The sequence below is a fragment of the Synechococcus sp. TAK9802 genome (assembly GCF_014279535.1).
Classification (GTDB): domain Bacteria; phylum Cyanobacteriota; class Cyanobacteriia; order PCC-6307; family Cyanobiaceae; genus Parasynechococcus.
In genome coordinates this window covers 1-14,001 of sequence record NZ_CP047937.1, presented here as the reverse complement: position 1 = coordinate 14,001, position 14,001 = coordinate 1, and the positions used below count along the sequence as shown (strand labels likewise).

Here is a 14,001-nt window from a genome sequence, read left to right as displayed (position 1 = left end):
CCAGGGTCCGCAAGGTAGCAACGCTTCAGCGTCCAGCCAGCAGAGCCTCAACGAATTCAAAACTGTTGAAGGGGCGCAAATCGCGAATCCCTTCCCCAGCGCCGATGAAACGAATCGGCAATCCAGCCTCAGACGACACCGCCAGCGCGACGCCGCCACGGGCCGTGCCATCGAGTTTGGTGATCACAACGCCGGTAAGACCGGCCGCCTGGGCAAAGGCCATGGCCTGGCGAAGCCCGTTCTGACCCTGACTGGCATCAAGAACCAGCAGGGATTCAACCTTCGCCTCCGGCGCCAAACGGTCGATGATCTTTCTGACTTTTTGGAGTTCCTCCATCAGGTTGTGCTTGGTCTGCAAGCGTCCGGCGGTGTCCACCAACAACAGATCAGACTTGCGCGAGCGAGCGGCACCAATCGCGTCGAAGACAACGGCAGCGGGGTCAGCATTGCTGCTGGGGTTGGACACCACTGGAACATCACTGCGCTCTCCCCAGACCTCAACCTGCTGGACAGCTGCAGCCCGGAAGGTGTCGGCGGCCGCGATCAGAGCTGAATAGCCGCTGCGAACAGCAAGGTTGGCAAGTTTTCCAAGGGTGGTGGTCTTACCAACCCCATTCACCCCCACCATCAACCAGATGTTGAGGCGATCCCGTTCTGGCGCCAGAAGAGGAACACCACTGGCCTGGATCGGGGCATCCAGCAGGCCACGCAGTTGATCCTTGAGGAAGCGAATCCCCTCCGCAGGATCCACCACCTCCTCATTCATCCGCTGTCGCAAGGCATCCAGCACCTGATCGGTGGCCTGGACGCCAGCGTCCGCCCTCAGTAGGAGGGTTTCGAGATCATCGAGAACCTCCGGCGTCAGCGGGTCGTCACCGAGATTTTCCAAAAGGCTGGTGACAAAGCCCTGACGGGTCTTTTCAAGACCGCGGCGAAGCCGACCCAACCAATCGATTTCCTCGAGAGAAACCTGATCGACGCGACGGCCCTGGGCTGCAAGCACTTCGGCAGACCAGGTGAAATCCTGATCAAAGTCACCCAACTGCGGCTCTTCTGAGTCGGCAGCTGGCGCAGGGGTGGGAGCCGGCGTGGGTGCAGGGGGAGCCTCGAGAGCCCGTTCATCCAGATCCTGCTGACGCTGCTGGCGTTGAGCCGCGGCCTGCTCCAACAGCGACAGTCCAGGGGCTGGTGCTGCAGACGGCGTGGGTAGAAGTGATGGAGACGGCGTTGCTAACGGTGCCGGTCCTGGAGTTGGTGTTGGTGAAGGTGTAGGCGCTGGTTCTGGACTGGGCGCAGGGGTGGGCTGGGGGGCCGCTTCGGCGAGAGAGGCCGCGGCCTGTTGTTGAGCCTTCAGCCGGGCATAGGCCTCACGGGCCCAAACCAGAGCCTCATCCTCTTCCTCACTGGCTGCAGGAGCTGGAGTCGGCTCCGGCGCCGCTGAAACGGGGGCATCAGTCCCATCAGCCATCGGTTCCGGCGTCGGCGCGGGGGTGGGCGTCGGCTCCGGCGTCGGTGACTCCTCAGCCTGTCGTTCGAACCAGTTGAACACCATCAGGCCGATGCTTTCGATTGAGCGTCATGGAAGCGACGCAACACACCATTGATCATCCGGCGACCCTGCTCATCGCTGTAACGGTTGGCCAGCTCAACCGCCTCGTTGAACGCCACCGGAGCGGGAGTACGCAGGCTTTCCAGGTCAACGACAGCCAACCGGAGGATGTCTCGATCGATCCGCGGAAGCCGGGTCAGTCTCCAGCCCTCCATCACCTGATCCAACCGTTTGTCGATGCCCTCGCGCTGGGTGAGCACCTTCTGAACCCGCTCCATGGCGCCGCGACGAATCTGCTCCTGGTCGCCAAGCAGCAACAGCCGAGGCAACTCAAGGCTGGCTGACAAACCATTCAGCACCTGTTCAGCGGAACTCAAAGAGGCGCGCAGATGGGTGCGGACGGTGTCATGGGTTCCTGGTTCTCCCTGCTGTAGCTCGCTGTCCAGCAGGGACTGCTGCGCCTGATCGAGCTCGGCAGCACTGGCATCAAGCGACTCACGCCAGTGCTGGGTGAGGGTGTCGAGGGCCTGGTCCAGGATCGAATCAAGGGCCAGGTCAGCGACTAAGGCTGACTTCTGTTCCGGCACCTGACCAAGCACCAGCAAGGCCAGCTCGCGTGTAAGAGATCGTGTGGCCATGACTCAGCTGGAAGGAGATGCAGAAGCCCGTAACTGGGCCATGAGGCTGGAGAAACTCCGATTCACAGGAGCTTCACGATCATCGGGGTTGACGATGCCGGCCGAAATAATCGTTCGGAAAGCTTCTTCAACGCTGATCTCAAGCTCTCGGACGGATCCAGCTGGAACAAGGGTGTACCAACCGGTGGTGGGATTCGGAGCGGTGGGAATGAAGACACTTAACAGGGGCTCCTTCAGATCGGATTGAAGGGAAGGCCCCACCTCCCCTGTGACAAAACCAACGCTGAACAATCCCTCACGTGGGTACTCAACGAGAACAACACGACGGAAGCGGGAGGAGTTGTCGCGGAAAAAGGTCTCAAGCAGCTGCTTCAGCGTCTTGTAAACCGATCCAGCCAGGGGAATCCGGCTCAAGGTGCCTTCACCGAACTCCAACAGCCAGCGACCCACGATGTTTCGGGCCATCAGGCCGATCAGAAGGATGCCCATCAGAGGCACCGTGAGACCGAGAGCCAGATTGATCAGATCCTGAAGCAGTGGATTCAGGGTGATGAACGGATTGAACTGCTTCGGTATCGAGGTCAGGAACGCCAGAACAAAGCGACTGACAATCGTTGACAGCCAAATCGTCGTCGCCAGCGGGATGACCACCAGCAACCCTGCAATCAGGTCGTTTTTCAGATCCTGCCGAAGCCTTGCGGACAGCGGCAGATCAGGTCTGGGATTGGACTGGACCAAGGAGCTACTGCGCCCAGCTTTGAGTGAAGTCTGACCAACCTAACCAGCGGTCAGAGCACTGCCGTGAACGCAAGGAGCGCAAAGGCAATCGCAAGAACCACAGCTGTGATGGTTCCACCGATGAACCGCTGCTGGGATTCACGGGCCTGGCCAGCCTCAACGGTCTTGAGCTGGGCCTCCATCTGGGCGATCTGATCGTCCACCATCTTTTGTGCCGCCCGCAGCTTGTCGTCCTCGGTGGCATCGGCAGCGAGTTGACCGGCCTGGGCCAGCTGCTCACCAAGGGAGGTGACTTGCGCTGCATCGGCTCGGAAGGCTCGAGCATCCTTCAGCGCTTCGCGGCCCTGATCCAGATTCCGCTGACGGGCCACGTCACCCGCACCCCAATCCAGGGACATGGGCACGGCAATCACCATGCCGAGGGCCAACAGCGCTGAAAGGACGGCGATCAGCAGACGCAAAGGAGTGCGCTGCTGATGGGGGTGATCCAGCCGTGATCCGATCAGGCAGATCAACAAACCGGCAAATCCCAGAGGAGCAAGGGCCACCAGCGGTCCGGTGACCTGCGGGCGTGGAGCATCCGCACCCCAGTCGACACCGACAAGAACAGCCAGCATCTGTAGGACGAGGATCACCACGAGGGTCAAACCAAGCCAGCGCAGCAAGGGAGCAAGCCGTCCTATCTCAGTGCCGGTCACAGAGAAGATGCTGATAAGCGCCCAACCTTAAGGTCGATGCAAGGGCATGTCACCGATCAACAAACTCGTTTAAGCGAGGCTCTGAAGCGCCGCGCCGCTGAGGAAGGGTTCAATCCCGTTGGCATTGCCAGAATCCCGGGAAGTTCGCGGCTGCAGCTGCGCACCAACGCCCTGCAGCGCTGGTTGGACCATGGTCATCAAGCTGACATGGCCTGGATGGCCGCCCCCCGTCGGCAAGACCCCAGGCTTCTGTTGGACGGAGCCAACAGCGTGCTCGCCGTTGGCCTCAACTATTACGTCGAAGCTCAACCCTCCCCAGGCTCCCTCAAAGTCGCCCGCTACGGCTGGGGGCGGGACTATCACCGTGTTGTGGATCAAAGGCTGCGACGAATCGGTCGCTGGCTTACGGAACAACGGCCCGACTGCGGCTGGCGCGCCTGTGTTGACTCCACACCGCTGCTGGACAAGGCCTGGGCTGAAGAAGCCGGCCTGGGCTGGATCGGCAAGCACAGCAACCTGATTCACCCCGAACGGGGCTCCTGGATGGTGATCGGCCATCTGCTGACAACGGAGCCCTTGAACGCCGACCCACCAGCCCGCAGCCTCTGTGGACGCTGCACTGCCTGCATCGATGCCTGCCCCACGCATGCGATCCGTGAACCTTTTGTGGTGGATGCAAGGCGTTGCCTGGCCTTTCACACGATCGAAAACCGTGAGGACGACTTACCGGAAAACATTCGCGCCGCCCTTGGACCGTGGGTGGCGGGCTGTGACATCTGCCAGGACGTCTGCCCCTGGAACCACCGAAGCTTGCCCCAAAGCAGTGATCCCGAGGTGCAGCCACGCCCATGGCTACTGAATCTGCAGAAGGAGCAGATCCAGAGCTGGGACGACAGCGTCTGGGACCAAAACCTGCGGGGATCGGCGTTGCGACGGATCAAACCCTGGATGTGGCGTCGCAACGCCGCTGCAGCACAACCGGATCCCACACCTACGCTTTAGCGACTCCACCCTCGCTCCAGTGCTGCGTCGAATTGGCTTGCGTCGAACGCTGGCGGCTGCACTGGTCGTTCTGGGGGGTTGGTTCGGCGCCCCAGCAGCCAACGCCCTGATCCCCTACGTCTATCTGCCCACCGAAACGGAACTCAAGGGCTCATCAATCGGCATCGGTCGGACCGCTGCACAGCTGCTTCAGCTGGGGCAAGCCAAGGACGCAGCACGACTGGCGGCTCTGGCGGTGCGGCTCAACCCCAATGACGAACGGTTCTGGTCGATCCTTGCGGAGGCTCAACTGCGCAACAACGACCTCAAGGACGCAAGCCGATCTCTGGCCCGGGCCAAGCAGCTGAATCCTGAAAAAGCCGGCCTGTGGTTCGCCGAAGCAGCGATCGCCCTGCGGGCGGAGCGACCGAACGATGCCGTTCCCTTGATTACCCGCGGACTCCAATTGGATCCGAACAACGCTTCGGCCTATTTCGACCTCGGCAACGCCAGGATCATGCAGGGCGAACTCCCTCTGGCCCTGAAGTCGTTCGAACAAGCCACGGCCCTGAAGCCGGAGTTCTGGGAAGCCCTGAACAACCAGGCCCTGGTGCTTTTTGAGCTGGGCCAGCTGCAGGAAGCCGTGCGGCGTTGGCGCCGGGTGCTGAAGCTGGAGACCAACGCAGAACCGATGCTGGCCCTGGCCGCAGCGCTGCATCAACAGGGTGAGCAGACCGAGGCGATCCAGCTGGCATCCACAGCATTAGCCAAGAACCCCAACTACGTTTTGCCCCTGCATCAAGCCGAACAGCTTTGGGGTGTGCGCATCCGTGAGGCGACGGCAGAATTGCTGAGCGAGCCGCAGCTCACCAACAGCGTGGAACGAGCCCAAGCCAACGCAACGTGGAAGAAAAGCCAGTGATCATCTGTAGGCTGAGCGCCTTCCGGTCGGAGAGCGATAGACCGAATGGCTGAGGAGCGCGTTGAACCGATCGCCCTGCATCAGGAGATGCAGCGCTCCTACCTCGAATACGCGATGAGCGTGATCGTGGGTCGGGCGTTGCCCGATGCCCGCGATGGTCTCAAACCCGTCCAGCGGCGGATTCTGTACGCGATGCAGGAACTGGGGCTCACCCCAGACCGTCCCTATCGGAAATGCGCGAGGGTTGTCGGTGACGTCCTCGGCAAATACCACCCCCACGGTGATCAGGCCGTTTACGACGCCTTAGTGCGGCTTGTTCAGAGCTTCTCCAGCCGTCATCCACTGCTCGACGGCCATGGCAATTTCGGCTCGGTGGATGACGACCCACCGGCGGCCATGCGGTACACCGAAACCCGCCTGGCGCCGATCTCTCACCAGGCGATGCTGGAGGAGATCGGTGAGGACACGGTTGATTTCGCACCGAACTTCGATGGGTCCCAACAGGAACCCACCGTTCTTCCAGCCCAGCTTCCCTTCCTGCTGCTGAACGGCTGCTCCGGCATCGCCGTTGGCATGGCCACCAGCATTCCCCCGCACAACCTGGGAGAGGTGGTGGATGGCCTGATCGCCCTGATCCGCAAACCGGAGCTGAGTGACGAAAAACTGCTGGAGCTGATCCCAGGGCCCGACTTCCCCACAGGCGGTGAAGTACTAATCAGCTCAGGCCTGCGGGACACTTACCTGCATGGACGGGGCAGCATCCCGATGCGCGGCGTGGCCCACACCGAAGAGGTGCAACCGGGCAAAGGGCGCCACAAACGCAATGCCGTGGTCGTCACCGAACTGCCGTACCAGCTCAGCAAAGCCGGCTGGATTGAAAAACTGGCGGAGTCCGTCAACGACGGAAAAATCGGCGGAATAGCCGACATCCGCGACGAAAGCGACCGCGAAGGCATGCGTGTGGTGGTGGAGCTGCGTCGCGATGCAGATCCCGAGAAGGTGCTGAAGGATCTGCAACGGCGAACGGCACTGCAAAGCAACTTCGGAGCCATCCTTCTCGCCCTGGTGGATGGACAACCCCAGCAACTGTCGCTGCGCCAACTGCTGCAGACCTTCCTCGATTTCAGGGAACTGACCCTGATCCGACGCACCAGCCATGCCCTGCGCAAGACCGAAGACCGGCTTGAGGTAGTGGAAGGACTGATCACAGCTCTGAACAACCTTCAGGCGGTGATCGCCATGATTCAGGAGGCGAATGACGCCGCCTCAGCCCGCGCCAGCCTCATGGTGCGGCTCGACCTCAGCGAACGGCAGGCGGATGCGGTGTTGGCCATGCCCCTGAGGCGCCTGACCGGACTCGAACAGGAAAGCCTGCGCCAGGAGCTGGATGAGCTTCGAGCGGAACGTCAACGCCTGAAGTTGCTCCTGGACAACCGGGATCAGCTACTGGACGCGATGGTGACAGAACTCAAGGCGTTGAAAAAACGCTTCAGCACCCCGCGGCGAACCCGCCTGGTGGAAGGCGGTGATGCCCTGATGGCCGAGCGGGCAGCCAGCCAACGGCCGAACACTGAACTGCTGCGTCAGCAAGCCCTGGCTGCACTGCCCGGAGATGGTCGGGTGCTGATCCAGGCCGATGGCCAAGTGAAGATCGTCACCCCTCAGGTGCTGGGCCGACTGCACCTCAATGATCCATGCCCCATTGGTGATGCACCATCTCCGGCACGGGTGATCCTGCCGATCGAGCCACCACCACGACTGTTGGCAGTGAGTGCGGGGGGACGCATCGCCCAGGTGCGCTGGGAATTTGCTGGACAGCAACCCGGCCCGATTGACCGATTCCTGCCCACGGGCCTCGACGGAGACCCCATCGTTTCGCTGCTGTCACTGCCCAGCCAGAACATCGACGACCTGAGTCTGGGCTTGCTCAGCAGCGATGGACGCTTTAAGCGGCTCCCCCTCAGCGAAGTGGTGGACCTTTCCGGTCGGGCCACCAGCGTTCTCAAGTTGAAAGAGGGAGTCGAGCTCAACAGTGCAGTGATCTGCCGCGATCAGGGAACACTGGTGCTGATCAGCGACATCGGTCGCCTGCTGCGACTGCGAGTCACTGAAGATTCACTTCCGTTGATGGGTCGATTGGCACAGGGACCCATGACCATGCGATTGCTACCCGGGGAACAGATCGTTGGAGCCGTCTGCACGGAACAGGCACCACTGATGCTGATCACCAGGCAGGGAATGATCGGGCGAATCGACTGCTCAGGCCTGCGTTACAACCAACGGGGCGATCTCGGCAGCATGGCGGTGCAGATTGTTGCGGAATCTGATCGTCTGGTGGGCATCAGCACTGGACCCGGTCTTGTGGGTGTGCGCACCAGCAAGGATCGTCACGGGCGCTTGGATCCGGACAACATCAACATCTCAAAACCCGGAGATAAACCTACGCAGCAGGCGTCTCTTCAGAAAGGAGAGGCCATTGTTAATGTGATCAACGCCATTCAACCGAATTCCTAACCCCCGATCAGGAGCGGCAGTTCTACTCCAACCACTGGAAATAATCTTCGTCGATTCCACCGGTCACATAGTGACCATCAAAACAAGACATCTCGAGATCCTTGATCTCAGTGTTATCAACAATACTTTCCAGCAGATTCTCAACGGTCTGATAGACAACATGATCAGCCCCGAGAACATCTGAGATCTGCTCACTTGTTCGGCCGTGGGCAAGGAGCTCAGCCCGGGTTGGCATGTTGATCCCATAAACATTGGGATAGCGAACCGGTGGAGCAGCCGACGTGAACGTCACTTTGTTGGCACCAGCGCTGCGTGCCATCTGAACAATCTCGCGGGATGTTGTTCCACGAACAATCGAATCGTCGACAATTAGAACATTCTTCCCGGCGAATTCAGTTCCGAGAGCATTGAGCTTCTGCCGCACTGATTTCTTCCTTTCAGCTTGACCCGGCATGATGAAGGTTCGGCCGACATAGCGGTTCTTGTAAAACCCTTCTCGATACTCAAGACCCAATTGCTTGGCCACCTGCATCGCCGAAGGTCGTGCTGAATCAGGAATCGGCATCACAACATCAATATCACCAGCCGGCAATATTTCAGCAATGGTTTGAGCCAGACGATCACCCATTCGTAAACGCGACTCGTACACCGATATGCCGTTCATAACGGAATCCGGCCGCGCCAAATACACGTACTCAAAAGCACAGGGAATTAAGCGAGGAGACTCAGCACACTGACGCTGGTGCAAGTTCGAATCAGCGTCGATGAACACGGCCTCGCCGGGATCAACATCGCGAACGATCTCATAGCCACTGTTTTCAATCACCAGCGATTCACTAGCGACAATCCACTCCTCACGACCTTGGTCAGACAACCGCCTGCCGAGAATCAAAGGCCGAATTCCGTAGGGATCCCGGAAGGCCAGCATTCCGTGGCCCGCAATCAAAGCGATCGCCGCATAGGAGCCCTGAACGCGGTGATGGAGTGACGCCACCGCATCAAACAACTGATCCGGTGTGAGATCACGTCCTGTGAGCTGAGATTGAATCTCCGTGGCCAACACATTGACCAGCATCTCCGTATCGCTGGTGGAATTGGTGTGACGACGATCAATCTTGAACAGATCCTGCTCAAGCTGAAGGGTGTTGGTGAGATTGCCGTTGTGAACGAAAGTGATGCCATAGGGGGCATTTACATAGAACGGCTGAACTTCCTCTTCTGACGCAGCAGCACCACGAGTGGCATAACGAACGTGGCCAATTCCGGCATTTCCCAGCAGCTTTCGCATGTCTCTTGTGCGAAAGGCTTCACGCACACGTCCCCTTTGTTTGTGCACATGGAAGGTGTGATTGTCCATCGTGACAATCCCTGCCGAGTCCTGACCGCGGTGCTGAAGCAGAAGCAGATTGTCGTAGATCTGTTGGTTGACCGAGTCAACACAGAACATTCCGATAATGCCGCACATGATGAATCCGAAGTCAGAGAGATAAGGAAGAGAAACGACCGTCAGGCAACGCCTGACTCAATCACTCCGAATGCATCCGTCGGGGCAACGCATCACGGAAAACAGCAGCACAGCGTTGCACCTCAAGATCGAGCTGAACAGCCGATTCGGATCGGATCACCAGTCGAGACTCCGCGGTCACGCTGCCCAGCTGGGTGACGCAAAGCGCTGGATTGGATGCGCTCAACTGCTCCCATGCAGGGAGGGATGCTGCATTCACCGACACAATCACCCGGCTGCCGCCTTCGGCGAACAGAACCCGCGCCAGGCGCGCTGAGCCTGTGGACAGGGTCACGCTGATGCCCAGATCAGAGGCGATGCAGGACTCAGCCAACGCCACGGCCAAGCCTCCATCACTGCAATCGTGGGCGGAGGCCAACAAACCTTGAGCAATGGCCTCACGCACCAAATGTCCCACCGCTGCTTCGACGGCAAGATCGGGCTTAGGCGGTCGTCCGGCCAAGGAGCCAAGGGTCTGCTGCTGATAGGCACTACCGGCCAAACCAAGGCTGGGATCGGCACCATCCTCCGGCGGAACACCGATGAGGAAGATCGCATCGCCGGGCTGTTGCCAGGCCAAGCCAGTCACACGGCTGATGTCATCCACACCACCAACCATGCCGATCACCGGCGTGGGGTGAATCGGTTGCATCGTGCCGTCATCCTGTTTGGTCTCGTTGTAGAGCGAGACATTGCCGCCAGTGACCGGGGTGTTGAGGGCACGGCAGGCATCCGAGATCCCGCGGCAGGCCATGGCCAGCTGCCAGAAGCCCTTGGGTGTCTCCGGTGAGGGGAAATTGAGGTTGTCGGTCACCGCCAGAGGCTCCGCCCCCACACAACTCAGGTTGCGTGCCGCTTCGGCCACGGCCGCCTGAGCACCGCGTTCGGGATCCAGGGCAACCCAACGGTTGGGGCAGTCCACCGTGGCAGCAACACCGCGATTGGATGCGGCCATGGATCCATCGCCTTGCTGAGGTCTCAACCGCACCACGGCGGCATCAGCGGCTCCAGAGGAGACCACCGTGTTGGCCAGCACCTGCTGGTCGTACTGACGGTGAACCCACTGCTTGCTCGCAATGGTGGGGTCATCCAGAAGCTGAAGCAAGGCTGTCGCTGCATCGCTCAGCTCCGGAAGCTCCTGCTCGGTCCAACTCCAGAGCGCCTGAAGGTCGGCCGGGGGCTCCTGCAACAGGGCATGTTTTTCGATTGGGGTGTCATCGGCAAGAGCTGTGGCCGGCACCTCGGCGGCGACAGCACCGTGATGCAACACCCGCACAATCGGTTCCTGGAGCACCTTGCCCACAACCGCCGCCTGCAGGCCCCAGCGACGGAAGCGCTGCATCAAGGCGTCCTCCCGGCCGGCCTTCACCACGAACAACATCCGTTCCTGGGATTCCGACAACAGGAACTCGTAAGCCGTCATCCCGGTTTCACGGGCCGGAACACGGTCCAGATCCAGTTCCACCCCCAGGCCCCCTTTGGCAGCCATTTCCGAACAGCTGCAGGTGAGACCAGCGGCGCCCATGTCCTGAGCGGCCACCACATCACCACTGGCGAAGGCCTCAAGGCAGGCTTCGATCAGCCCTTTCTCCAGAAACGGATCGCCCACTTGAACGGCAGGGCGATCGTCCAAGGAATCGGCACTGAGCTCAGCACTGGCAAAGCTGGCTCCCCCCATGCCATCCCGACCGGTGGTGCTGCCCACGTACACCACAGGATTACCGACGCCGATCGCACCGGATTTGACGATCTCCTCGGTCTCCATCAGGCCAAGGGCCATGGCATTCACCAGCGGATTGCCGGAATACGAGGGATCAAAAGCCACCTCGCCACCCACCGTCGGCACCCCAACGCAGTTGCCGTAATGGGCAATGCCGGCCACAACGCCTTCCATCAGGCCTACGTTGGCGGGATCCTCAAGAGGGCCGAAGCGCAGAGCGTTCAGCAGCGCGATCGGACGGGCCCCCATCGTGAAGATGTCACGCAGGATGCCGCCCACCCCTGTGGCCGCCCCCTGAAAGGGTTCGACGGCGGAGGGGTGGTTATGGCTTTCGATCTTGAAGGCCAACCGATGGCCCCCACCGAGATCCACCACACCAGCGTTTTCGCCGGGTCCAACAAGGATGCGTGGTCCCTCCGTGGGGAAGCCACTCAGCAGAGGCCGGGAATTGCGATAACAGCAGTGTTCGGACCACATCACACCGAACATGCCCAGTTCGGCTCGATTCGGCTCGCGGCCGAGACGCCGACAGATCTCATCCCAGTCACTGGGCTTGAGCCCTTCCTGCTTCAGGGCTGCAGCTATGTCGTACGCAGGGGAGGAAACCACGAATCGCGGAGCACCTCCCCCCAGTGTTGCCGACCGCCCGTCAGACCCAGGGATCTTCGTCCTCACGACGGCGGCGAGAGGGGGTCTCATCCCAACTTTCGTCGTCCCAGACCTCAGGTGCCGACACCTCTCTTGGTTCGTCCTCGACGTCGGATCTGAAGCGCACGCTTTCCGGTCGCAGCTCATCGATGGGCGAGTCGTCCAACCAACCCTCCAGGCGATCGCTGGCCCGATCACCCATGGAACGCAACTGGTCCCGCCAGTGTTGGGTGCGTTGGAGTAGATCGTGCCGAACGCTGGCGCGGGCCATGGGCAGATCGTCCAATCCCATCAGGCCGGTTTGGATCTGACCCGGTTGTTGATCAAGGATGCGATCGGGAGCCAAACGCCATCGGGAACTCCCCGGCAAACGCGGGTCGCTGCGGGCAATCAGGTAGTGAAGAATCGCGCCATCGGCAGGTCGAAAATCAAGGTCCACAACGCTGCCGATCCGCTCACCGTCACGGCCCAGCAAGGCTGCGTCCATCAGCGTGGGCAAGCGCTCCAGGGTCACCTGATCGGTGACCGCTGGCTCGCCACGTACAAACACTTGTTGATCGCTCAAACCACAACACTGGTTCAAACGCCAGACATCCCGTGACATGCGCAGGGCCGAAGGACGGCTGACCCAGCCCAGAAGACGATGCACCGGCGGATGCATCCAGGCCATGACCCCAGGCCCGTGATCCAGACCCAGATCACAACGAACCGTATGACTCAGAAGATCACTGAGAAGCAGCTGATCCGGTAGCGACACATCAGGAACGAATCTGAACAGGCATCACCAGATAGGTGAAGGCTTCGGACGCTTCCTCGGAACGGAGCACAGCCGGCGTGGTGGGCGCGTTGCAGTGCAGAACAATCCGATCAGAGCCCATGGCTTTCAGGCCATCCAGCAGATAGCGAACATTGAAGGCAATCTGCATGGCGTCACCCTCCAAGTTGGAGGGAAGCGATTCAGAGCCACTGCCCACATCCTGCGCATCAGCACTGATCTGGACAACACCGTCCTCGGGCTGACTGCTGAATTTCACAACGTTGTTGTGTTGATCAGCGAGCACAGCAATCCGCTCCAAAGCAGCAATCAGGGCGCGACGGTCCATTCCAAAGGTGCGGGTGAAACCATCGGGGATCAGCTGGCCGTAATTGGGATAGGTGCCTTCCAAGGTGCGGCTGGTGACCATTTGGTCGGCCGCAAGAAACACCACCTGGCCGCGATCACAGAACAAACTGACCGGTTCATCGGACCGCCAGGAGGCCATCAGCCGCTCCACTTCCCGCAGTGAGCGCGATGGAAGTGTCACAGCGAACCCCTCGTCGTCCACCGCATCGGTCACGGCCGCATCCTGCAGGGCATCCTCAACATTCAGCACGGCAAGGCGGTGACCATCGGTGGCAGCCGCTTCCAGAGCCCGCTGGTTGAACTTGAGATGCACGCCGGTGAGCAGTTGCTTCGCTTCATCAGCACTGCTGGCAAACAGGGTGCCTTTGAGCGCCTGCACCAACCGTTCAGGTTGCAGCTTGAGCGTCATGCCGCTCTCCACCATCGGAAGATCGGGGTAGTCGTCAGCGCTCATGCCGCGCATCTGATAGCTGCCGCTGAGGCTGGTGAGCTGAACCTGATCACCGGAATCGTCTACGGCGAGGGTGACCGGAGAATCGCTGGACAAGCGGGACACGATCTCTCCCAGCAGCCGGGCCGGCAGTGTGATGGCCCCGCTGGTTTCCACACTGGCGGCGAGGGACGTCTGAATTCCCAGGCTCAGGTCAAAACCGGTCAGGCTGAGGCGGTTGCTGCCGGCATCGGCGGTGAGCAACACATTGGCCAAAACCGGGTGCGTGGGGCGTGTGGCGACTGCACGGCTCACCAATTGCAGAGCGCTATTCAGTTCGGACTGTGAACAGACCACCTTCATCGTCCTGAAGACCTGAGCGCGCTGAGGTGTCCCACGGTTTCACAGGCTGAGGGGAAGTGCAATGGCCAACGCCTTGGGAGCCTCTGTTCGGCTGTTTGGTTTTTATGGATTTAAAAATAAAAAACAAAAACAGCCGTCGTAGGGCCTGGGGAAAAGGGGGAAAGGAGCTCAGA

11 protein-coding genes are annotated in these 14,001 nt (G+C 60.4%); 3 read left to right on the top strand and 8 right to left on the bottom strand.

Features of this window, described 5'->3' with window-relative positions:
- Positions 1-25: 25 nt before the first annotated feature.
- From ftsY to SynTAK9802_RS00040, 4 genes are read right to left on the bottom strand one after another with little or no spacing between them, the layout of a single operon-like run.
- Positions 26-1,552: a signal recognition particle-docking protein FtsY gene (ftsY, locus tag SynTAK9802_RS00055; RefSeq protein ID WP_186496594.1), complete on the bottom strand. Its 1,527-nt coding sequence runs from the start codon at positions 1,550-1,552 to the stop codon at positions 26-28.
- Positions 1,552-2,187, bottom strand: coding sequence for a transcription antitermination factor NusB (nusB, locus tag SynTAK9802_RS00050; RefSeq protein ID WP_186496592.1), 636 nt, complete (start codon positions 2,185-2,187; stop codon positions 1,552-1,554). Before nusB ends, ftsY begins: the two co-directional genes overlap by 1 nt.
- Before the next feature lie 3 nt (positions 2,188-2,190).
- The gene (locus SynTAK9802_RS00045; RefSeq protein ID WP_006849770.1) at positions 2,191-2,925 is read right to left on the bottom strand and encodes a DUF502 domain-containing protein; all 735 of its coding nucleotides are present in this window, start codon (positions 2,923-2,925) and stop codon (positions 2,191-2,193) included.
- 50 nt (positions 2,926-2,975) lie between these two features.
- Complete coding sequence (locus tag SynTAK9802_RS00040) at positions 2,976-3,623, bottom strand: HpsJ family protein (RefSeq protein WP_115009725.1); 648 nt, start codon at positions 3,621-3,623, stop codon at positions 2,976-2,978.
- 36 nt (positions 3,624-3,659) lie between these two features.
- Here SynTAK9802_RS00040 and queG point away from each other — a divergent pair, with 36 nt between their 5' ends.
- The 3 genes from queG to SynTAK9802_RS00025 are packed head-to-tail and all read left to right on the top strand — an operon-like array spanning position 3,660 to position 8,040.
- Positions 3,660-4,625: a tRNA epoxyqueuosine(34) reductase QueG gene (gene queG / locus SynTAK9802_RS00035; RefSeq protein ID WP_186496590.1), complete on the top strand. Its 966-nt coding sequence runs from the start codon at positions 3,660-3,662 to the stop codon at positions 4,623-4,625.
- Between the two features lie 19 nt (positions 4,626-4,644).
- Positions 4,645-5,526, top strand: a complete 882-nt coding sequence (locus SynTAK9802_RS00030; RefSeq protein ID WP_186496588.1) for a tetratricopeptide repeat protein — start codon at positions 4,645-4,647, stop codon at positions 5,524-5,526.
- Between the two features lie 45 nt (positions 5,527-5,571).
- Complete coding sequence (locus SynTAK9802_RS00025) at positions 5,572-8,040, top strand: DNA topoisomerase (ATP-hydrolyzing) subunit A (protein WP_186496586.1); 2,469 nt, start codon at positions 5,572-5,574, stop codon at positions 8,038-8,040.
- 22 nt (positions 8,041-8,062) lie between these two features.
- Here the strand turns inward: SynTAK9802_RS00025 and purF are convergent, their stop codons facing one another.
- The 4 genes from purF to dnaN all read right to left on the bottom strand — a co-directional run bounded on the left by purF (position 8,063) and on the right by dnaN (position 13,828).
- Complete coding sequence (gene purF, locus SynTAK9802_RS00020; RefSeq protein ID WP_186496584.1) at positions 8,063-9,505, bottom strand: amidophosphoribosyltransferase; 1,443 nt, start codon at positions 9,503-9,505, stop codon at positions 8,063-8,065.
- 61 nt (positions 9,506-9,566) lie between these two features.
- Positions 9,567-11,873, bottom strand: coding sequence for a phosphoribosylformylglycinamidine synthase subunit PurL (gene purL / locus SynTAK9802_RS00015; protein WP_186496582.1), 2,307 nt, complete (start codon positions 11,871-11,873; stop codon positions 9,567-9,569).
- Positions 11,874-11,913: 40 nt separating this feature from the next.
- Positions 11,914-12,669 carry an RNA methyltransferase gene (locus SynTAK9802_RS00010; protein WP_186496580.1) on the bottom strand — a complete coding sequence of 252 codons (756 nt, stop codon included), beginning with the start codon at positions 12,667-12,669 and terminating at the stop codon, positions 11,914-11,916.
- Position 12,670: 1 nt separating this feature from the next.
- On the bottom strand, positions 12,671-13,828 hold the full coding sequence (dnaN, locus tag SynTAK9802_RS00005; protein WP_186496578.1) for a DNA polymerase III subunit beta: 1,158 nt from the start codon (positions 13,826-13,828) through the stop codon (positions 12,671-12,673).
- Between the last annotated feature and the right edge of the window lie 173 nt (positions 13,829-14,001).